The organism is Streptomyces lunalinharesii (genome assembly GCF_039532155.1).
Classification (GTDB): domain Bacteria; phylum Actinomycetota; class Actinomycetes; order Streptomycetales; family Streptomycetaceae; genus Streptomyces; species Streptomyces lunalinharesii.
In genome coordinates, this window is record NZ_BAAARK010000003.1 from 42,482 (window position 1) to 64,350 (window position 21,869).

Here is a 21,869-nt window from a genome sequence, read left to right on the forward strand (position 1 = left end):
CCTTGTTGACCGCACAGTTCGACCTCTCGCAGCGCAACCCCTTCGTCGCCGGCCACGTCGTGCGCGGCCGGGCGCTGTTGCCCGGCCTGGCCTACGTGGACCTGATCCTCCAGGTCTTCGCCAAGCACGGTCACCGCTTCACCGAGCTGGAGTTGCGCAACCTGACCCTGACCGCACCGCTGGCGGTGCCCGAGGGCGCGTCGGTGCCGCTGACCGTCACCGCGCAGGAGGACCGGCCGGGCGTCTGGCGGGTCGAGGTGACCGCCCGGCCCGCCGGCGGCCCCGCCCCGGTGCTGCACGCCTCGGCCGAGGTGCACCGCGGCGCCCCCGCCGTCTTCGACGCCCGCATCGACCCGGCCGCCGAGCGGGCCACCGCCCGCGAGGTCACCGACCTGGACGAGGTCTACCGGCACTGCCGCACCGAGGAGTTGACGCACCGCGGCGCGATGAAGGCGCTCGGCCGCGTCCACCACCTCCCGGCGGCGGTCCTCATCGACGTCGAGGTGCCGGCACAGGCCCGGGCGGACGCCGGGGAGTTCCTGGCCCACCCCGCCCTGCTGGACGCCTGCGCCGTCGCGGGCGGCTACGCGCACTCGCGCGACCGACAGGGCCAGCCGCTGCACCTCCCGCTGTGCTACGAGTCGTTCCGGATCAGCGCCCCGCTCACCGCGCGCTGCCAGGCCCGGATCACGGCCGGCGCGGTGCGCCGCACGAACGACCTGCTGTCGCTGTCCCTGGAGTTCTTCGACGAGCACGGGCAGCAGGTGGCGGAGCTGCGCGGCTTCACGAGCAAGCCGGCACACACCCCGCAGGCCCCCGCCCCCGCCCCGGCCCCCGCGGCACCCGCGCCGGGCAGCGGGGCGCACCTCCTGCTGTGCGCGCTGCTCGCGGACGAACTGGCCACCGCGCCCGCCGCGGTGGACACCCGGGCCGGCTTCTACGAGATGGGCCTGGACTCCGCGGCGCTGCTGCGCGTGGTCGGCGCGCTCCAGCGGCGGCTGGACCGCACGCTGCCGCCGACCCTGCTGTTCGAGCACACCACCGTCGAGGCGCTGGCCGGCTGGCTCGAAAGCTCCTTCCCGGACGCGGAGTTCACGGTCGAGGCCACCGGCACCCCGGCCGGCGCCACCACCGGCACCGCCCCGGTGCCCGCCAGCAGCACCGTGGCCGCCCCCCGGCCCGCTGCCTCCGCCGCACCCGCCGCCCCCACCGCCCCCGGTGACACCGACCTCGCCGTCATCGGCATGTCCGGCCGCTACCCCGGGGCCGGCGACCTCGACGCCTTCTGGGACAACCTGCGCGGCGGGCGCGACTGCGTCACCCCGATCCCCGAGGACCGCTGGGACCCGGCCGACCACCGGGGCGGCCGGCCGGGCGAACTCGGTTACAGCTACTGCGAGCGCGGCGGGTTCATCGACGGCGCCGACCGCTTCGACCCGCTGTTCTTCGCCATCGCACCGCGCGAGGCTGTCGCCATCGACCCGCTGGAGCGGCTGTTCCTGGAACACTCCTGGTCCGCCCTGGAGGACGCCGGGTACACCCGCGCCGCGCTGCGCGGCAGCGTCGGCGTCTACGCCGGGGTGATGTTCCAGGACTACCCGCTGTTCGCCGCCGAGCACACCGGGCCCGACGGGCGCCGCGTCGGCTTGGGCGCCGGCGGCGCCTCGATCGCCAACCGGGTCTCCTACGTCTGCGACTTCCACGGCCCGTCCATGATGGTGGACACCTCCTGCTCCAGCTCGCTGACCACGCTGCACCTGGCGGCCCGCGCCCTGCGCGCCGGCGAGGTCGACGCGGCGCTGGTCGGCGGGGTCAACCTCTCCCTGCACCCCAACAAGTACCTGGTGCTCAGCCAGGGCGAGTTCCTCTCCGCCCGGGGCCGCTGCGCCGCGTTCGGGGCCGGCGCCGACGGCATGGTCCCCGGCGAGGGCGTGGGCGTGCTCGTCCTCAAGCGGCTGCGGGACGCCGAACGCGACGGCGACCACATCCACGGCGTCATCAAGGGCACCGCGGTCAACCACGGCGGCAAGGCGAGCGGCTTCACCGTCCCCAACCCGCAGGCCCAGCACGACGTGATCGCCGCGGCCCTCCAGGACGCCGGGGTGGACCCGGCCACCGTCAGCTACGTCGAGGCCCACGGCACCGGCACCGAACTGGGCGACCCGATCGAGGTCGCCGGCCTCACCCGGGCGCTCGGCGCGCGCCCCGCCGACGCCCCGACCGTCGCCGTGGGCTCGGTGAAGTCCGGCATCGGGCACCTGGAGGCCGCGGCCGGCATCGCCGGCGTGACCAAGGTGCTGCTCCAGATGCGCCACGGCGAACTGGCCCCGACCCTGCACGCCGACGAGCCCAACCCCCGGATCGACTTCGCCGCCACGCCGCTGACCGTCAACACCGCACTGCGGCCCTGGCAGCGGCCGGTCCTCGGCGGGCAGGAGGTCCCGCGGCGGGCCGGCGTCTCCAGCTTCGGCGCCGGCGGCTCCAACGCCCACGTGGTGCTGGAGGAGTACCGCGACCCGCGGGACCGCTCCGCCGGTCTGAACGGGCCCGCCATGGTGGTGCTCTCCGCCCGGGACGGCGACCGGCTGCGGGAGTACGCCGCCAGGCTGCGGGACTTCGTCGCCGGCGCGCCGTCCACGGCGGCCGGCGCCGCCGCCCCCGACGGCACGCTCCGGCGGCTGACCGAGATCGCCGCGAAGGTCCGCGGCGTCGCCCCCGCGGACCTCGACGCCGAAGCGGACCTCACCGCCGCGGGCTTCGAGGGCATCGCCGGCGCCCGCCTGCTGCTGGGCATCGGCCGGGAGTTCGGGCTGTCCCTGCCGCCCACCGCCGTCCACGACCACCCGTCCCTGACGGCGCTGGCCCGCCAGCTGCACGCCGCCGAACGGGCCGGGGACGGTCCCGGCCAAGCCGCGCCGGTGACCGCACCGCGCGAGCTGCCGAGCCTGCACGCACTCGCCCACACCCTGCTGACCGGGCGCGAGGCCCTGACCGAGCGGCTCGCAGTGGTGGTGGGCGACCTGGGCGAACTCACCGCCGAACTGGACGCGTTCCTCGCCGGCACGCCCTCGTCGAAGCTGTTCCACGGCAACACCACCGGGCAGCGCGCCGCCCGGGACCGCGACCTCGTCGGGGACCGGGCCAACGACCTGATCCGGGCCGCGGTGCACGGCGGGGACCTCACCGAACCGGCCCACCTGTGGGTCAGCGGCGTGCCGGTCGGCTGGGACCTGCTGCACCCGCGCCGCCCGGTCCGGACGCCGCTGCCCACCTACCCGTTCGCCCGCGAGCGCCACTGGATCACCGACGCGCTGACCGGCGGACGCCCGGCCCCGGCCGCCGCCGCGGCGCAGCCCGCCCCCGCCGGCCGGCCGCCGGTGCCCGCCGCGCCCTCCCTGCTCGCCGAGGTCGAGGAGGCGGTCGTCACCCGGCCGCGGGTGTACGAGGTCGAGTCGAGCCTGACGGACCTGGCCGCCTACCAGGACACGGTGGCCGAACTCAGCCACGTGTGCCGGGTCTCCCTGCTGAGCACCTTCCGCTCCATGGGGGCGCTGTGCGTGGCCGGCGAGCGCACCACCCGGGACGGGCTGCGGGACCGGCTCGCGCTCGCCCCGCAGCACCGGCGGCTCTTCGACGCGCTGCTCGGCCTGCTCGCCGAGGCCGGCTACGTGCGCCTGGACGGCGACGCGGTGATCACCGCCGAGGTGACCGAGCACGACCTCCAGGCCGAGGTCGACCAACTGGCCGCACGCAAGCGCGCCCTGCTGGAGCGGGCCCCCGACAACGACGGCCTGCTCGCCGTCCTCGACGCCTGCCTGCGGGCCTACCCGCAGGTGCTCACCGGCCGCAAGGACCCGCTCGACGTGCTCTTCCCGGGCGGCTCCTTCGACCTGATGGACCAGATCTACAAGAACCAGCAGCAGACCAACGCGCTGATGGTCCAGGTCGTCGACGCCTACGTGCGCGAGCGGCTGGCCCGCGACCCGCAGGCCCGGGTGACCCTGTTGGAGATCGGGGCGGGCACCGGCGGCACCAGCCGCGGGGTGCTGGCCGCCCTGGAGCCGCACGCCGACCGGCTGCGCTACCTCTACACCGACCTGGGCAGCAGCTTCGTCCAGTACGGTGCCAAGGAGTACGGCGGCCACTCCTTCGTGGAGTTCCAGCAGTTGGACGTCGAGCGCTCGCCGCAGGAGCAGGGCTTCGCGGCCGGCGAGGTCGACGTGGTGATCGCCAGCAACGTGCTGCATGCGACCCGGGACATCGGCCGTACCCTGACGCACGCCAAGTCCCTGATGCGCCCCGGCGGCCTGCTCGCCCTCTTCGAGATCACCCGGCTGCACGAGCTGCTGACCATCGCCTTCGGCCTGTTGGAGGGCTGGTGGGCGTTCGAGGACGAGCGGCTGCCCGGCTCGCCGCTGCTGAGCGTGCCGATGTGGCGCCGGGCCACGGAGCGCGTCGGGTTCCGCGGGCTGCGGGTGCTCTCCGGCATGCCGCTGCGCGAGGACCGGCTCGCGGAGAGCGTGCTGCTGGCCGAGAGCGACGGCGCGCCCGTCGACCTGACGCGCACCGCCGCGCCCGCCCCGACTCCGGCCCCGGTGCCGGTGACGGCCCAGGCCCCGCGCCCCGCCGCACCCGTCGCGACCCCCGCCCAGGCACCCGCCCAGGCACCGGCCCAGGCACCGACCCAGACACCCGCCCCGGCACCCGTCGAGCCGCCCACCGCGGCGCCGGCCCCCACCGGCGCCGCCGTCGAGCTGAGCACCGGGGACGACATCGAGCGCCTGGTGCGGGAGGCGTGGCAGGAGGTGCTGGGCGTCGCCCACGTGGGGCCCGAGGACTCCTTCCAGGCCCTCGGCGGCGACTCGATCATGGCGTCCCGCATCAAGGCCCGGCTCAACGACGGCCTCCCCTTCGAACTGGAACTGCGCGACCTGATGACGGCCGACACGGTCCTCGCGATGGCCCGGCTGGTGGAGACCGAGGTCATCGAGAAGATCGACGAACTGCCCGAGGAGACCGTGCGGGCCATGTTCGCCAACTGACCCGGCCGCGCCGAGAAGAGGAATCCCATGTCACTGGACGATGTGCTGGCCGCCCGCCGGGCCCGGCTCTCGCCGTCGAAGCTCGCCCTGCTGGCCAAGCTGAAGGGCTCGGCCCAGGGCGGCACCCGCACGGCCATCCCGCGGCGCACCCAGCAGGGCCGCCTGCCGCTCTCCTTCCACCAGCAACGCATGTGGTCGCTGGACCAGTTGGTGCCCGACAGCCCCGCCTACAACGTGCCGCTCGCCTTCCGGCTGAACGGCCCGCTCCGCCCGGAGCTGCTGGCCCGCGCCGTCAACGAGATCGTGCGGCGCCACGAGGTGCTGCGCACCACCTTCCCCAGCGAGGCCGGCGAGCCGTGGCAGGAGATCGCCCCGAGCCTGACCCTGCCGCTGCCCGTGGTCGACCTGACCGGCCTGCCCCCGCAGGAGCGCGAGCCGGAGTTCCGGCGACTGGCCCGGGAGGAAGCGGAACGCGCCTTCGACCTGAAGGAGGGGCCGCTGCTGCGGGTGGCCCTCTACCGGCTGGCCGACGACGCCCACGAATTCCTGCTCAACACCCACCACATCGTCACCGACGGCTGGTCGATCAACAACTTCGTGCGGGAGATGCTGCTGCTCAACTCCGCGTACGAGGCCGACCGGCCCTCCCCGCTGCCCGAACTCCCGCTCCAGTACGGGGACTACACGCTGTGGGAGCGCGAGCGGATGAGCGGCCGGGCCCTGGAGGAACGCCTGGCGTACTGGCGCGGCCGGCTCGGCGACCGGCCGCCCGGCTCCGAACTGCCGCTGGACCACCCCCGGCCGCCCGTCCAGACCTTCCGCGGCGGCAGCACCCGCTTCGACCTGGAGCCGGAACTCGCCGACGCGCTGCGCGAGGTGAGCCGCACCCACCACACCACCCTGTTCGTCACCCTGGTGTCCGCGCTGAAGGTCCTGATGCACCGGTGGACCGGTGAGGACACCGTGGCCATCGGCACCCCGATCGCCAATCGGCACCACAAGGAGATCGAGGGGCTCATCGGCTTCTTCGTCAACACCCTGGTGCTCGACACCGACCTGTCCGGCAACCCGACGATGGCCCAGGTGCTGGACCGCGTCGGCGAGGTCGCCAAGGGTGCCTACGCCCACCAGGAGGTGCCCTTCGAGATCCTGGTCAACGAGTTCCGCCCGGAACAGGGCATGAGCATGAACCCGCTGTTCCAGGTGTGCTTCGCGCTCCAGACCGCACCCGCCGACGAGGCCGGCGCCGACTCGATCCTCGGACCGGTGCAGGAGATCCGCAACGGCACCAGCAAGTTCGACCTGTGGATCTCCCTCGCCGAACGGGAGGGACTGCTCACCGGCTCGGTCGAGTACAACGCCGACATCTTCGAGCCCGCCACCATCGCCCGGTTCGTCGACGCCTACCTCGTCCTGCTGCGCAGCGTCGCCGAGGCCCCGGACCGCCGCATCGGCGACCTGCGGGTGCTCTCCGACGCCGAGCGGCACAAGGTCCTCGTCGAGTGGAACCGCACCGCCCGCGACTTCGGCGAACCGGGCCGGCGCACCCTGCACGACCTCGTCGCCGACCGGGCGGCGCGGTCCGCGCCGGGCGAGCTGGCGGTGCGCCTCGAGGACACCGGCCTGACCTTCACGGAACTGGACCGGCGGGCCAACCAGGTCGCCCATCTGCTGCGGGACCTGGGCGTCGGCCCCGGCCGGCCGGTCGCGGTGTGCATGGAACGCTCCCTGGAACTGGTGGTCGCCCTGCTCGGCGTCCTCAAGGCCGGTGGCGCCTACGTCCCCGTCGACCCCGGCTACCCCGCCGAGCGGCTCGCGTTCATGCTGTCCGACGCGGCCCCGGAGATCCTGCTCACCCAGGAGCGGCTGCGCGCCGCACTGCCGGCGCACGGCGCGCGCACGGTGTGCCTGGACGCGACCTGGCAGGCACTGGACGGGCACCGCACCGAACCGCCCGAGCCGCTCGCCGGACCCGACGACCTCGCCTACCTGATCTACACCTCCGGCTCCACCGGGCAGCCCAAGGCCGCCCGGATCAGCCACCGGGCGATCGTCAACCGCCTGCTGTGGATGCAGGAGGAGTACGGGCTCGGTGCCGAGGACCGGGTCCTGCAGAAGACGCCGTTCAGCTTCGACGTCTCGGTGTGGGAGTTCTTCTGGCCGCTGATCACCGGCGCCCGCATGGTGCTCGCCCGACCCGGCGGCCACAAGGACCCCGGCTACCTCGCCGACCTCATCCGCGACGAGCGCATCACCACGCTCCACTTCGTGCCCTCCATGCTCCAGGTCTTCCTGGAGGAGCCGGACGTCGAGGCGCGCACCGGCTCGGTCGTCCGGGTCTTCGCCAGTGGTGAGGCCCTGCCCCACGCGACCCAGGAGCGGTTCTACGAACGGCTCGCCACCGCCCGGCTGCACAACCTCTACGGCCCCACCGAGGCCGCCGTGGACGTCACCCACTGGGCCTGCCCGCCCACCGGCGGCCCCCGCGTCGTCCCCATCGGCCGACCGGTCGCCAACACCCGCATCCACATCCTGGACCGGTACCTCAACCCGGTACCGGCCGGCGCCCCCGGCGAGCTGCACATCGGCGGCGTCCAGGTGGCCCAGGGCTACCACAACCGGCCCGAGCTGACCCGGGAGCGGTTCGTCCCCGACCCGTTCGACGCGACCCCCGGCGCGCGCCTCTACAAGACCGGTGACCTCGCCCGCCACCTCGCGGACGGCACCATCGAGTACCGCGGCCGCACCGACTTCCAGGTCAAGGTCCGCGGCTTCCGCATCGAACCCGGCGAGATCGAGACCGCGCTGTGCGCACACCCCGACGTCCGCGAGGCGGCGGTGCTCGCCCGCGGCACCGGGCCGGACGGCGACGACGGAACCGAGGAGCACACGCGACTGGTCGCCTACGTCGTGCCCCAGCCGGGCGCCGAAGCCGACGCCGACGGCGAGGAGCAGGTGGCCGAATGGGAGAGCGTCTTCAGCCGCACCTACGCCGAGGAACCCGGCACCGACGAGGGCGACTTCAACATCGTCGGCTGGAACTCCAGCTACACCGGCGAGCCGCTGCCGGCGCACGAGATGCGGGTGTGGGTGGAGACCACCGTCGACCGCATCCGCGCGCTCGACCCCGACCGCGTCCTGGAGATCGGCTGCGGCACCGGCCTGCTGCTGTCCCGGATCGCCCCGCACTGCACGTACTACCTCGGCACCGACATCTCCCAGCAGGGCCTGGACTTCGTCCGCGAGCGGATCGTCGGACGGCTCACCGGGACCGCCCGGGTGGAACTGGAGAAGCGGGACGCCGATGACTTCGAAGGGCTGGCGGAGGGCGCCTTCGACGTCGTCGTGATCAACTCGGTCGCCCAGTACTTCCCCGACGTGACCTACCTCAGGTCGGTCGTCGAGCGGGCCGTGGCCCGCCTGCGCCCCGGCGGCACCCTGTTCCTCGGCGACCTGCGCAGCCTGCCGCTGCTGGAGACCTTCCACACCGAAGTGGAGGCGCGGCGCGCACCCGACGCGCTGCCGGTGGCCCAACTGCGCCACCGGGTGGCCGAACGCCTCGCCCAGGAGCAGGAGTTGGCCGTCGACCCGGAGCTGTTCCACGTGCTCCGGGACGAACTGCCGCGGCTGTCCGCGGTCGAGGTGATGATGAAGCGGGGCGACCACGCCAACGAGCTGACCCGCTACCGCTACGACGTGGCACTGCACGTGGGCGAGGAGCCCTTGGCGGCCCTCGCGCCCCGGCGGCTCGCCTGGGGCACCGCCGGCGCACCGGAGGCCGTCCGACGCCTCCTCGCCGACGACGCGCCCGAGGCCCTGCTGATCGAGGACGTGCCCAACCCCCGCCTGAACGAGGCCAACGGGGCACGGGCCGCGCTCGCCGCCCTGCCGCCCGCGGCCACCGCCGCGGAGCTGCGCGAGCGCCCGGCCCCGGGCGCCGCGGACGCGGCCGACCCCGAACAGTGGTGGCGCCTGGCCGCCGACGCGGGCTACCGCGCCGAGGTCCGCTGGAGCCGCGGACGCACCGACGGCAGCTACGACGTGCTGCTGCACCGCGGCGCCCCCGGCGCCCCGACCGGCGTGGAGCGCGGCCGTCCCCGGCCCCTGCACACCTACGCCAACCACCCGGCGCTGCACCGGCTCAGCCGCCGCCTCACGGCCCAGATGCACGCCTTCCTGCGGGACCGGCTCCCGGAGTTCATGGTGCCGTCGGCGGTCGTGGCGCTGCCCGCGATGCCCACCGACGCCAACGGCAAGCTCGACCGCCGGGCGCTGCCGCTGCCGGTGCTGTCCGCCGCCGGCGCCACCGCCGACCACGTCGCCCCCCGCACACCCGAGGAGGCGGCCCTGGCCGCGGTGTGGGCGGAGGTGCTGGGCGGCCAGGAAGCCGGCGTCCACACCAACTTCTTCCAGGCGGGCGGCGATTCGATCCTGAGCATCCGGCTGGTCAACAAGGCCAACCAGCGCGGCTTCGCCTTCACCGCCCAGGACGTCTTCACCTACAAGACGGTCGCCGAACTGGCCCGGGTGGCCGGCGAACGCGGCACCGGGGCGACCGGGGCGACCGGGGCAGCCGCCCCGGACACCACCCCCGACGCCGAGGCGCTGCGCCGGGCCCGCGAGACCTTCCCCGACGCGGTGGACGCCTACCCGCTCAGCAGCACCCAGGACACCGTCCTGCACCGGCTGCTGCACACCCGCGAGCCCGGCGCCAACGTCGTCCACCAGCGGTGGCGGATCACCGGAGCGGGCTTCGACCCGGACGCCTTCGCCCGCGCCTGGCAGCACACTGTGGACCGCTTCCCGGTACTGCGCACCTCGTTCCTGTGGGAGGGCCTGGACGAACCGCTCCAGGTCGTCCACCCCGAGGTGGTGCTCGACGTGCACCGGGCCGACTGGCGGGAGTTGAAGCCCGCCGAACAGGACCGCAGGCTCCAGGTGTACGTCGCCGCCCGCCGCCGCCGGGGCTTCGACCCGGCGCGGACCCCGCAGACGCACGTCGCGCTGTTCCGCACCGGCGAGGACACCTACGAGTACCTGTACCTGTTCAACCTCGCCCTCCAGGACGGCTGGAGCTACCCCCTGATCATGGCGGTGCTGTTCGACGCCTACGAGGCGCTGGCCGACGGACGGGAGCCGGCGACCGTGCCGCCGGACACCGTCTACCGCGACTTCTGCGTCGCCCAGCACCGGCGCGACCAGACGGCCGCCGAGGAGTTCTGGCGCGCCGAACTCGCCGGACTCGCCCTGCCCGCCCCGGCCCTGGTCGCCCCCCGCACCGCGCGCACCCCGGGGCCCGAGGCGCCCGAGGAGCCCGACCTGCTGCACGACGGGCTGCTGGTGCCGGACGGGACCACCGCCGCCCTGGCCGCCCTCGCCAAGGAGTACGAACTCACCCCGTTCACCTTCCTCCAGGCCGCGTGGGCGCTGTCGCTGTACGCCGAGTCGGGCACCCCGGACGTCGTCTTCGGCGCGGTCTTCTCCGGCCGCGGCAGCTCCCTGGTCGACGTCGACCGCGGGGTGGGCCAGTTCTTCAACATCCTCCCGGTCCGGGTGCACGTCGACCCGGACGCCAAGGTGCGGGAGTGGCTGAACGCGCTCCAGGACAAGGTCGGCGAGATCGCCCGGCACGAGCACGTCCCGGTCCGCCGCCTGTACGAGTGGGCGGGCAGGCCGCGCGAGGAGTTCCTCTTCGACAGCTACCTCGTCAACGAGACCTTCCCCGAACTCCCCTCGCTCTTCGGCCGGTTCGGCGACGAACTGGGCGCCGAACCGCTGGAGTTCATCAACCAGACCGAGCACCCCCTGCGCATCGAAGCGATCTTCATGGACTCCCACCTCGTGCTGAACCTCAACTCCTACTCCGGCGACGCCCCGCCCGGCCGGGGCCGGGCCCGCCTCGACGCCTTCGCCCGGCTCCTGGCGGACCTGGTCGCCGACCCGGACCGCACCCTCGGCGCCCTGCTCGCCGACGCCGGCCGCCGTCCGGAGGTCGCGCGATGACCTCGACCACCACCGCCACCCCGCTGTCGACGGGCGCCCGCCGCAAGCTGGTGCTGGCCCTCGCCCTCCCGGTGATCGCCGAGAACCTCCTCGAAGCCCTGATGCAGGTCGTGGACTCCTACCTGGTCTCCGGCCTGGGCGACGAGGCGCTGGCGGGCGTCGGCGGCGCGTTACAGGTGCTGTTCTTCCTGCTCGCCGTGCTCGGTTCGCTCTCGATCGGCGTCTCGGTACTGGTGTCGCAGGTCTTCGGCGCCGGGGACCTGCCCGGCGTCGCCCGCCTCGCCCGCCAGGCACTGCTGCTCACCGCGGTGCTCTCGGTGCCGGTCGCGATCCTCGGCTACCTGCTGGCCGGGCCCGTCATCGGGCTCTTCGGCATGGACGCCGAGGTTGCCCGGATCGCCACCTCGTACCTGAAGGTGACCATGGCCACCATCGTGGTCCTGGTCGGCCTCTACACCGCCGGCGGCGTGCTCCGCGGCATCGGCGACACCCGCAGCCCGATGCTGATCACGGCACTGGCCAACGTGTTGAACGTGGTGCTGGCCTACGCCCTGATCCACGGTTCGTTCGGCCTGCCCGCACTCGGCGCCGTGGGCAGCGCCTGGGGCACCTTCATCGCCCGGGCCATCGCCCTGGCCCTGATGCTGGCCCTGCTGGTCAAGGGCCGCAACGGGGTGTCGATCCGCGGTCGCGGCTGGCGGCTGGGCGGCGACACCAGCGCCCGCATCTGGAAGATCAGCGCGCCCGCGGTGCTGGAACAGGTCCTGACGTCCGGGGCGTTCCTGTTCCTGGCGGCGGTCATCGCCCACCTCGGCACGGCTTCCCTGGCGGCCCACCGGGTCGTGCAGAACGCCATGTCGATCTTCTTCCTCACCGGCATCGGCTTCTCCACCGCGGCCATGGTGCTGGTCGGACAGAGCGTGGGCGCGCAGCGGATCCACGACGGGGTGGCCGCACTGCGCCTCGCCACCCGCTGGGCGGTGGGCGCGCTGGCCGTCCAGGCCGTGGTGGTGCTGGTCTTCGCGCCGCAGATCATGGGGCTGTTCGCCGACGACCCCTCGGTGATCGGCCCGGGCGCCGACGCCCTGCGGATGCTCGCGCTCGCCCAGCCGTTCTGGGCGGTGCTCTTCGTCCAGTCCGCCGGCGTCCGCGGCACCGGCAACACTCGCTGGCCCCTGGTGGTCACCGGCTCCGGCATGGTCGTGATGGTCCTGCTGTCCTACCTGGCCATGCGGGCCGGCGGCGGCCTGGGCCTGACCTGGAGCACCGGGCTGGTCGTCGTCCCCGTCGTCGGCGCCCTGCACTGGTGGCGCTTTCGACGCACGGTGGCCGACCGCCCCGCCCCACCCGCCGGCGCGACCGGCCCGCACCCCGACACCCAGGAGGTTTCCCCATGACCGACGGGGTCAGCACCGTCTTCATGTTTTCCGGACAGGGCTCGCAGTACTACCAGATGGGCCGCGACCTCTACGCGGGCGAGCCGGTCTTCGCCGCGGCCATGCGGCGGATGGACGAGGTGGTCCGCGACGAACTGGGCACCTCGGTGCTCGACACCCTCTACGACGACGACCGCTCCAAGGCCCAACCGTTCCTGGACACGGCCATCACCCACCCGGCCATCGTCATGGTCGAACTCGCCCTGGCCGAGATGCTGATGGCCGAGGGCATCCAGCCGGACCTGCTGCTCGGCGCGAGCCTGGGCGAGTTCGTCACCGGCGTGCTCTCCGGGGCGCTGGCCGAGGAGGACTGCCTGCGGATGCTCATCCGCCAGGCCCGCGCCCTGGACGACTGCCCGCGCGGCGGGATGCTCGCCGTCCTGGGCCCGCTCGCCCTCTACGACACCCTGCCCGAACTGCGGGACCACACCGACCTGGCCGCCCGCAACTACGACCAGCACTTCGTCGTCGCGGGCGCCGAAGCGGCCCTGCTCGGCGCCGAGGCCCGGCTGCGCGCCGACGGCGTCCCGTACCAGCGGGTGCCGGTCGAACAGGGCTTCCACTCCCGGCTGATGGACCCCGCCCACGCCGCCTGCGCGGCCACCATGGAGCACGTGCGCATCGGGCGCCCGACGCTCCCGCTGGTCTCCTGCGCCACCGGCGGGCCGCTCACCGAGCTGAGCGCGGCGCACTTCTGGCGGGTCGCCCGCGAGCCCATCGAGTTCCAGCGCGCGGTCACCGGCCTGGAGGACCGGGGCGCCTACCGCTACCTGGACCTGGGCCCCTCCGGCACGCTGCACAACTTCGTCCGCAACAATCTCGCACCCGGCTCGGCGTCGGTCTCGCTGCCGCTGCTCAGCCCCTTCGGCAGGAACGCGGCACTGCTTGCGGCCGTGCGCCAGGAGATCACCGAACGTCGGCCGCGGCGCACCGAGGCGAAAGGCAAGGGCATGAAGGTCTACGGCTTCCCCGGGCAGGGCTCGCAGGTCAAGGGCATGGGCAAGGGGCTCTTCGAGGAGTTCCCCGACTACACCGCCACGGCCGACGCGGTGCTCGGCTACTCCATCGAGCGGCTGTGCGTCGAGGACCCCGACAAGGAGCTCAGCCTCACGCAGTTCACCCAGCCCGCGCTCTACACGGTCGGGGTGCTGTCCTACCTCAAGCGCCTCAAGGACGACCCCGAGCCGCCGTCGTACGTCATCGGGCACAGCCTCGGCGAGTACGTCGCGCTGTTCGCCGCCGGCGTCTTCGACTTCGAGACCGGGCTGCGGCTCGTCCGGCACCGGGCCCAGCTGACCGCGCGGTCCGAGGGCGGTGGCATGGCCGCCGTCGTCGGCTGCGACCAGGCGAAGGTCGAGGAGACCCTGCGCCGGCCGGAACTCGCCGGACTCACCATTGCGAATTACAACTCCCCGGAACAGTTCGTGCTCACCGGCGCGCGCGACAAAATCGACGTGGCGCGGGCCTTCTTCGAAGCCGACGGCGCCTTCTACACCCGGCTGCGGGTAAGCGGCGCGTTCCACTCGGAATTCATGCGACCGGCCTCCGAGGAATTCGCGGCATTCCTCGCGCAGTTCGAACTGAAAGCGCCGGGCATTCCGGTCGTCTCGAATGCGGACGCCCGCCGCTATCCGAACGAGCCGGACCGCATTGCCGATACCCTCACCCGCCAGATATGGAGCGGCGTGCAGTGGATCGACACCGTGCGCTACCTCATGGGACAGCAGGAGGACTTCACCTTCGAGGAGGTGGGCCCGGGCACCGTCCTGACGAAGCTGGTCAGGAAGATCCGGGACCGGGCGACCCCGCTGCGCATCGAGGAGCCCCGGCCCACCGCGCCCGCCCCCCGGCCGCAACCGCAGGCCGCCCCGGCCCCGGCCCCGCTGCCGACGCCCGCACCGCACCCCGCACCTGCCGCCCGGACCCGCCCCGAACCGGTGGCCGCCCCCCACCCGGAGCCGGTCGCCGCCGCCCCCGCGCCCCGCGCCACCACCGCGCTCGACGCCGAACAGCTGGGTGCCGAGGGCTTCCGCCGCCGCTACGGCCTGCGCCACGCCTACCTCGCAGGCGGCATGTACCGCGGCGTCTCCGGCGCCGACCTCCTGATCAGGCTCGGCAAGGCCGGCGGACTGGGCTTCTTCGGCACCGGCGGACTGCCCCTCGCCGACGTCGAGGACGGCCTGCGCACGGTCATCGCCGCCCTCGGCGACGACGCCCCCTTCGGGGCGAACCTGCTCCACCAGCACGCCGACCCCGAACGGGAGGCGGCCCTGGTGGACCTGTTCCTGCGGCTCGGCGTCCGCACCGTGGAGGCGTCCGGCTTCCTCCAGATCACCCCCGCCCTGGTGAAGTACCGCTTCAAGGGCGGCCGGGTGCTGGCCAAGGCGTCCCGCGCCGACACGGCCCGCGCCTTTCTCTCCCCGCCGCCGCGCACCGTCGTGGACCGGCTGCTGGAACGCCGGGAGATCACCGAGGCCGAGATCGCCCGCTACGGCGACCTGCCGGTCGCCGACGACCTGTGCGTGGAGGCGGACGGCTGGCACCAGGCGACCGGCGATCTGACCACCCTGCTGCCGACCGTGCTGCGGCTGCGCGACGAACTGGCCACCGCCGGCCCCCGGGTCCACGTCGGCGCGGCCGGCGGCATCGGCACGCCGGAGGCCGCCGCCTCGGCGTTCCTGATGGGCGCGGAGTTCCTGCTCACCGGCTCGATCAACCAGTGCACCGTGCAGGCCGCCACCAGCGACGCCGTCAAGCAGATGCTCCAGGACGCCGAGGTCCACGACGTGGACGCCGCCCCGTGGGGCGAGGAGTTCGAGCTCGGCGGGCGGGTCCGCACCCTCAAGCGCGGGGTGTTCCAGCCCGCCCGCGCCGCCAAGCTGCACGAACTGTGGCGCCGGCACGCCGCGTTCGAGGAGGTCGACGCCGCCACCCGCGTCCAGGTGGAGCACAAGTACCTGCGCCGCCCGTTCGCCGAGGTCTGGGCCGAACTCGCCGCGGACCCCGGCGCCACCGCGGCGCCCGTGGAGCACACCGGCAAGCAGCGGATGGCGCGGGTCTTCCGCTGGTACCTGGACCGCTGCCTGGACTTCGCGGCCCAGGGCGACCCCGACCGCCGCGTCGACTACGCCGTGTACTGCGGGCCCGCCCAGGGGGCGTTCAACGCCTGGGTGCGCGGCACCGACTTGGAGGACTGGCGCGGCCGCCACGTGGACGTGGTGGCCGACCGGCTCATGACGTCCGCCGCCGCACTGCTGCGGGACCGCTTCGCCACCCTGGTGCAGGCCGGCTGACCCCGCTACGACGGCGGCCCGCCGGACCCCCGAAGGGTCCGGCGGGCCGCCGGGCGCGCGCTGGCCGTGCCGGTGCTCAGCGGGCGGTGAGCCGGGCCCACACCGGCTCGTCGGGCCGCAGGTTCCCGGTCTGCTGGAAGGAGACCGACTCCGCCAACGACTCGATGCGGAACGCCCGCAGCACCGCCTCCAGCAGCACGGTGGCGGCCAGCAGAGCGAAGTGCTCGCCGATGCAGACGTGCGGACCGCCGCCGAACGGCAGGTAGGCGTAGCGCGGCCGGTCGTGCTCGCCGACGAAGCGGTGCGGGTCGAACCGCTCCGGCTCGGGCCAGAACTCCGGGTGGCGGTGGGTCACCCAGGGCGAGAGGAACACCGCGGTCCCCGCCGGCACCCGGTACCCGCCGAGCACGATGTCGGCGGTGGCCAGGTGCTCGGTCATGTAGACCGGCGGGTAGAGCCGCATCGACTCCAGCAGGCTCGCCCGCGCCAGCGTCTCGCGCTGCTGCGCGAACTCCGCCGGCGTGCCGCCCCCGCGGGTGTACGCCAGCGCCTCGTCGGCCACCGTCTGCTGCACCTCGCCGTGGCGCCCCAACAGGTGCAGCGCGAAGGTCAGCGCGGTCGCGGTGGTCTCGTGGCCGGCCATCATCATCAACAGCGTCTGGTCCCGGATCTCGGCGTCCGACAGGCCCGCGCCGGTCTCCGGGTCCCGCGCGGTGCGCAGCCGGGTGACGATGTCGTCCCGCTCGGCCCCGCCGGCCTCCGCGTCGCTGCGCGCCAGGATCCGGTCGATCAGGGCGTACAACTGGGCCTTGGTGCGCAGGAACGCGCGGTTGCGCGGCGTCGGCAGGGCCAGCGGCGGCTTGAGGAGCTGGGTGGTCCGGCCGATGATCAGCTCGTTGGTGAGCGGGATCAGCTTGTGCAGCTCCGGCGCGGTGTAGTCGATGTCGCCGCTGAACAGCGCCCGGCCCACCACCCGCAGCGAGTAGCGCAGCATCAGCCGGTGCAGGTCCACGCGGTCGGCCGCGGTCCCGGCCGGTACGTCCTCGGCGACGATCCGGGCCGCCTCGGCCGCCATCAGGTCGGTGTACTGCGCGACCCGCTTGGGCGTGAACAGCGGCTGGAGCGTGCGGCGCTGGCGGCGCCACTCCGCACCGTCGGTGGTCATCAGGTTGCGCCCGATCATGTCGTCCAGCACCTGGGTGCTGGACGGGCCGCGGCCGATGGTCCGCTCGGTCTCGGTGAGGACCTGCCGGGCCGCGTCGGGGTGGTACGCCGCCACGACGACCTTCCCGAGCGGGCCCTTGCGGGGACCGAAGGGGAAGGCGACCAGGTCGCCGTGGTCGCGGTGGGCGCGCGCCAGCACCGAGATGGGGTCGCGCAGGAACTCGGGGGCGACGCCCGCGACGCCGCTGCCCTGCGGGCCGGGGACGTCCTCGAACGCCGCGATCTGCTCCGTGGTGGTCATCGGTTCTCCGTCCGTTCGTGGCGCGCCGGCCGGCTCAACGGCGGGTGAAGGTGGTGCGGACATCGCGGTCCGGACGGATGCTGTTGAGGACCTTCATCGAGATCTGCTCGTCGTGCGAGGTGATCTCGTACTTGCGCAGCAGCGCCTCCATCAGGATGGAGGAGGCCAGCAGCGCGAAGTGCTCGCCGATGCACACCCGGGGACCGCCGCCGAACGGGAAGTACGCGTAGCGCGGGCGGTCGGCCTGCTTGCCGACGAAGCGGTCCGGGTCGAACCGCTCGGGGTCCGGCCAGAACTCCGGGTGGCGGTGCGTCACCCACGGCACCAGGAAGACCGAGGTGCCCTTCGGGACGTGGTAGCCGTTCAGCTCCAGGTCCTCGTTGGCCACCCGCTCGGTCATGTGCACCGAAGGGAACAGCCGCAGGCCCTCGTTGAGCGCCGCCCGGCCCAGCGTGTCGCGGTTCTGCGCGTACTCGGCCCCGGTGCCGCCCGCCGCGTGGTGCGCGTCGATCTCCGCGGCGATCCCCTTCTGGACGTCGCCGTGCCGCCCGATCTGGTGCAGGCCGAACGTCAGCCCCATGGCGGTCGTCTCGTGACCGGCCATGAACAGCAGCAGCGCCTCGTTGCGGACCTCCTGCTCGGTCAGCGGCTCGTCGCTCTCGGGGTCCCGCGCCTCGCGCAACCGGGAGACGATGTTGTCCTCGGACGACGCGGTGTCGCCGCTGCCGCTGCGCTCGATGACCCGCTCGATCAGGTCGTACAGCGCGTCCCGGGTGCGCACGAACATGCGGTTCGTCGGCGACGGGAACTTCAGCGGGAGCTTGGGGATCTGGGTGGTCCTGGCCATGATCCCGCGGTTGGCGTCGGGGATCAGGGTGTGCAGCTCGGCTTCCGCGTCGTCGAGGTCGCCGCCGAACAGCGCCCGGCCCACGACCCGCAGCGAGTAGCGCATCATCGCCTGGTGCAGGTCGATCTCGGTGCCCTCGAACTGCTCGTGCTCGGCGATGATGCGCTCCGCCTCGCCGGCCATCAGCTCGGTGTACCGCGCGACGCGCTTGGGCGTGAACAGCGGTTGGAGGATGTGCCGACGGCGCCGCCAGTACGGGCCCTCGGTGGTCATCAGCCCGCGGCCGACCAGCTCGTGGGTGGCGCGGAAGCCGTCGGTGTCCCGGCCGAAGGTCCGCTCGGTGTCCATCAGCAACTGGTGGACCAGGTCCGGGTGGTAGACGGCGAGGATGGTCTTGCCCAGCGGGCCCTTGCGGGGTCCGAAGCGGTAGGCGACCAGATCGCCGTGCTCCTGGAAGCCCCTCGTCAGGAAACCGAGGGGATCGGCATTGAAATCCGGGAGCAGTCCCGCCAGGGCGTGCCCTTTTGGTCCAGGGATGTCGTGGAACGGACGTAGTTGAGCCGTGGTGGACATGCTTTCCTCTCCCCGTGCCCGACGCGCTGTATGAGGTGACCGTCTTTGTGACGGTGGCTCCTCGGCAGTCGGAACCGCAGCGATCGACAGCCAAAATTCGCGGAACGAACTTGCCGGGTCCGGTGAAAAGGTCGCTTTCCGTCCGGCAGTTGACTCAGATGTGCTGCAAAGATCCTATACATCGGGGAGAGTTGACGGAAGGGCGAGGGGGAATGCCGGCGGCAGTTCACCGGATGCTTCACGAAATCCCTGGCGAATCTTCCGGTCCGCCGCTTAAGGTGACCGCCATGCGCGCTGTGCAGATCAAGAATTTCGGCGGACCGGAAGTTCTGGAGCTCGCCGAAGTGGCCGACCCGTTACCGGCGCCGGGCGAAGTGCTCGTCGAGGTCTCGCTGGCCGGGGTCAACTACCGCGACACGCACCTCTCCGAGGTCGGCACCCTGCCGGGCGACCTCCTGCCGCTGATCCCCGGCATGGAGGTCGTGGGCCGCACCGCCGACGGCACGCGCGTCGCCGCGGTCGTACCGCGCGGCGGCTACGCCCAACGCGTCGCCGTCCCCGCCCAGTTGGCCGTCCCCGTCCCCGACGGCGTCGACGACTTCTCCGCCCTCGCCCTCCTGGTGCAGGGCACCACGGCCTGGCTGCTGCTCCACGAGAGCGCCCGGATGCGCGCGGGGGACTCCGTCCTGGTGCACGCCGCCGCCGGGGGAGTGGGCAGCCTCGCCGTCCAACTGGCCCGGACCGCCGGCGCCGGACGGGTGATCGCCGCCGCCGGCTCGCCCGAGAAGCGCGCCCTCGCCCTCGACCTGGGGGCCGACGAGGCCATCGACTCCCACGACCCCGACCTGGCGGCCGCCGCCCGCCGCGCCAACGGCGGCCGGGGCCTGGACGTCGTCCTGGAGATGACCGGCGGCCCGGTGACCGCGCAGAGCCTCGCCGCCCTCGCCCCACTGGGCCGCCTCGTCTTCTACGGCATGGCGTCGCGCACCGCCCCCGCCCCCGTCGAACTGCCCGCCCTGATGGAGACCTCCACCACCGTCTGCGGGCTGATGCTCGAACACGCCATGACCCGCCCCGGACTCCTGGAACGCGCCATGGACGCGCTGTTCGAGCAGGTGGCGGACGGCAGGCTGCGGGTGGTGTGCGGGGCGGTCCGCGGCCTGTCCGAGGTCCGCGGCCTGCACGAGGACCTCGCCGCCCGCCGCACGGTCGGCAAGCTCGCCCTGGACCCCGGCCGGTGACCGTCACCCCGGCCACCGGCCCCCACCGGCCCGCCGACGCCACGGACGACGCGACCCCCGACGCCACCGCCGACGTCACCCCCGACGTCACCGACACCGGCATCGCCCGGGTCCGGCCGGGCGAGTGCCACGTCTGGTTCGCCGACGCCAGCGCCGACCTCGGCCTGCTGAGCCTGCTGGACGCCACCGAACGCGACCGCTACCGCCAGTTCCTGCGCGAGCAGCCGCGCGCCCTGTACCTGACGGCGCACGCCCTGGCCCGCAAGGTCATCGCGGCCCAATACGGCGTGCGGCCGGCCGCGTTGCGGTTCACCGCCGTCTGCAAGCACTGCGCCGGCGCGCACGGCAAGCCCCGCCTGGTCGACCCGCCGTTCCCGTTGCAGCTCTCCCTCTCGCACTCCGACGAGCGGGTCGCCGTCGCGCTCACCCTGGACGCCGACGTCGGCGTGGACCTCGAACGCGTCGGCCACCACCGGGAGGACCTGGCCCGCACCGTACTGTCCGCCGCCGAACAGCACACCCTGCGGAGCCTCGCCGAGGGCGCCCGGGACGCCGCGTTCATCCGCTACTGGTGCCGCAAGGAAGCCGTCCTCAAGGCCACCGGGGACGGACTGCTGGTCAACCCCGCGGCCCTGACCGTGAGTCCGCCCGACGCCCCGGCGCGGCTGCTCGCCTGGGACGACCGCACCGGGCCCGCGCGCCCGGTGCACCTGACGGACCTCGACCCCGGCCCGGGATACCGCGCCGCGGTGGCCGTCCTCGACCACGCACCGCGCGTCGTGGCACACCGCATCGACGACGTGCTGGGCCCGCCGGCCTGACCCGGCGCACCCCGACCACCCACCGCCCGCGCCGGTCCCACCCGACCGGCCCGCGCGGCCCGACCAAGGAGGCAAGCCCGTGTACCGGGTCATCCAGTGGTACTCCGGAACCATCGCCAAGAAGCAGATCAAGCTGCTGGCCGAGCACCCCGACTACGAACTCGTCGCCGTGGTCACCCAGTCGCCGGAGAAGGACGGCGTGGACGCCGGCGAGATCGCCGGCATCGGCCCCATCGGGGTGCGCGCCACCACCGACGTCGCGGCGGCCCTCGCCCTGGACGCCGACTGCGTCCTGCTCAACCCGCCCTTCTGGGACGGCGACCTGGCCGCCCGCATCCTGCGCTCCGGCAAGAACCTCGTCACCCCCAGCGGCGGCTTCGACCTGCGCGGCACGCCCTTCCACGCGGAGCTCTCCGCGGCCTGCGCCGAGGGCGGCACCACCCTCACCGGCGGCGGCAACATGCCCGGCCTGCTCAACGACGTCATGCCGCTGGTCCTCTCCGGCTACACCACCAACGTCCGCCGGGTGTGGACCCGGGAGCGCAACTTCCACCGCGACTACGCCGCCGGCGACGTGCTGCAACTCCTCGGCTTCGGCGCCCCCCTTGAGGAGTGCGGCCCGGACAGCCAGCGCGCCCAGATGCTGGGCATGGCCTTCCACTGGTACGAGGGCCAGGCCGCGCACCTGGTCACCGACGCCCTCGGCCTGAAGCTGGACGAGCTGCGCACCACCGCGTGGGACATCCTGCCCGCGCCCCACGAGCTGCACCTGCCCGCCAGCGGCCTGACGATCCCCAAGGGCACGGCCGCCGGCATGCGCTACGAGTTCACCGGTTTCGTCGCCGGCGAGCCCTGGCACACCACCGTCGTGGAGCACGTCGCCGAACTGGGCCTGGGTGAGGGCTGGCAGCAGTCCGAGGACGACCCGGAATTCAGCATCCGGATCGACGGCGACCCGGACCTGCGGGTGGACTTCGCCCACCTCGGCGTGGACGGGCTGATCCAGCTCAACGCCGCCCGGATCGTCAACCTCATCGGCCCGGTGTGCGCCGCCGAGCCCGGCTGCCGCACGATCCTGGAACTCCCCTTCGTCACCGCCAACGCGGCCGTGGTGCCCACCGCGGCCGACTGACCGACCGGCCCGCCCG

The 21,869-nt window shown here is 73.6% G+C and carries 9 protein-coding genes; 7 read left to right on the plus strand and 2 right to left on the minus strand.

Annotated features, from left to right (window positions below; genetic code table 11):
- Nucleotides 1-2: 2 nt before the first annotated feature.
- From ABD385_RS06230 to fabD, 4 genes are read left to right on the plus strand one after another with little or no spacing between them, the layout of a single operon-like run.
- The gene (locus tag ABD385_RS06230; RefSeq protein WP_344573968.1) at nucleotides 3-5,042 is read left to right on the plus strand and encodes a beta-ketoacyl synthase N-terminal-like domain-containing protein; all 5,040 of its coding nucleotides are present in this window, start codon (nucleotides 3-5) and stop codon (nucleotides 5,040-5,042) included.
- A gap of 27 nt (nucleotides 5,043-5,069) precedes the next feature.
- Complete coding sequence (locus tag ABD385_RS06235) at nucleotides 5,070-11,045, plus strand: amino acid adenylation domain-containing protein (RefSeq protein ID WP_344573969.1); 5,976 nt, start codon at nucleotides 5,070-5,072, stop codon at nucleotides 11,043-11,045.
- Nucleotides 11,042-12,442 carry an MATE family efflux transporter gene (locus tag ABD385_RS06240; protein WP_344573970.1) on the plus strand — a complete coding sequence of 467 codons (1,401 nt, stop codon included), beginning with the start codon at nucleotides 11,042-11,044 and terminating at the stop codon, nucleotides 12,440-12,442. The genes ABD385_RS06235 and ABD385_RS06240 overlap by 4 nt, the downstream gene beginning before the upstream one ends.
- Nucleotides 12,439-15,774 (plus strand): ACP S-malonyltransferase, encoded by a 3,336-nt coding sequence (gene fabD / locus ABD385_RS06245; RefSeq protein WP_344573971.1) that lies wholly within the window; start codon nucleotides 12,439-12,441, stop codon nucleotides 15,772-15,774. The genes ABD385_RS06240 and fabD overlap by 4 nt, the downstream gene beginning before the upstream one ends.
- Before the next feature lie 76 nt (nucleotides 15,775-15,850).
- Here fabD and ABD385_RS06250 read toward each other — a convergent pair whose 3' ends face one another.
- Both ABD385_RS06250 and ABD385_RS06255 read right to left on the minus strand, forming a co-directional pair.
- Nucleotides 15,851-17,239: a cytochrome P450 gene (locus ABD385_RS06250; protein WP_344573972.1), complete on the minus strand. Its 1,389-nt coding sequence runs from the start codon at nucleotides 17,237-17,239 to the stop codon at nucleotides 15,851-15,853.
- A 34-nt stretch (nucleotides 17,240-17,273) separates the two neighbouring features.
- Nucleotides 17,274-18,659: a cytochrome P450 gene (locus ABD385_RS06255; RefSeq protein ID WP_344573973.1), complete on the minus strand. Its 1,386-nt coding sequence runs from the start codon at nucleotides 18,657-18,659 to the stop codon at nucleotides 17,274-17,276.
- A gap of 287 nt (nucleotides 18,660-18,946) precedes the next feature.
- Between ABD385_RS06255 and ABD385_RS06260 the strand changes: the two genes are divergently transcribed.
- From ABD385_RS06260 to ABD385_RS06270, 3 genes are all read left to right on the plus strand, one after another.
- Entirely contained in the window at nucleotides 18,947-19,900 is a 954-nt protein-coding gene (locus tag ABD385_RS06260) for a quinone oxidoreductase family protein (protein ID WP_344573974.1), read from the plus strand.
- Nucleotides 19,897-20,721, plus strand: a complete 825-nt coding sequence (locus ABD385_RS06265; protein ID WP_344573975.1) for a 4'-phosphopantetheinyl transferase family protein — start codon at nucleotides 19,897-19,899, stop codon at nucleotides 20,719-20,721. The genes ABD385_RS06260 and ABD385_RS06265 overlap by 4 nt, the downstream gene beginning before the upstream one ends.
- A 79-nt stretch (nucleotides 20,722-20,800) precedes the next feature.
- The gene (locus tag ABD385_RS06270; RefSeq protein ID WP_344573976.1) at nucleotides 20,801-21,853 is read left to right on the plus strand and encodes a dihydrodipicolinate reductase; all 1,053 of its coding nucleotides are present in this window, start codon (nucleotides 20,801-20,803) and stop codon (nucleotides 21,851-21,853) included.
- The last annotated feature ends 16 nt before the right edge of the window (nucleotides 21,854-21,869 follow it).

Excerpts from the sequence above, each read along its gene's own strand:
- ABD385_RS06240 (WP_344573970.1), top strand. The coding sequence starts at position 11,042 with ATGACCTCGACCACCACCGCCACCCCGCTGTCGACGGGCGCCCGCCGC.
- ABD385_RS06235 (WP_344573969.1), top strand. The coding sequence starts at position 5,070 with ATGTCACTGGACGATGTGCTGGCCGCCCGCCGGGCCCGGCTCTCGCCG.
- ABD385_RS06260 (WP_344573974.1), top strand. The coding sequence starts at position 18,947 with ATGCGCGCTGTGCAGATCAAGAATTTCGGCGGACCGGAAGTTCTGGAG.
- ABD385_RS06250 (WP_344573972.1), bottom strand. The coding sequence starts at position 17,239 with ATGACCACCACGGAGCAGATCGCGGCGTTCGAGGACGTCCCCGGCCCG.
- fabD (WP_344573971.1), top strand. The coding sequence starts at position 12,439 with ATGACCGACGGGGTCAGCACCGTCTTCATGTTTTCCGGACAGGGCTCG.
- ABD385_RS06255 (WP_344573973.1), bottom strand. The coding sequence starts at position 18,659 with ATGTCCACCACGGCTCAACTACGTCCGTTCCACGACATCCCTGGACCA.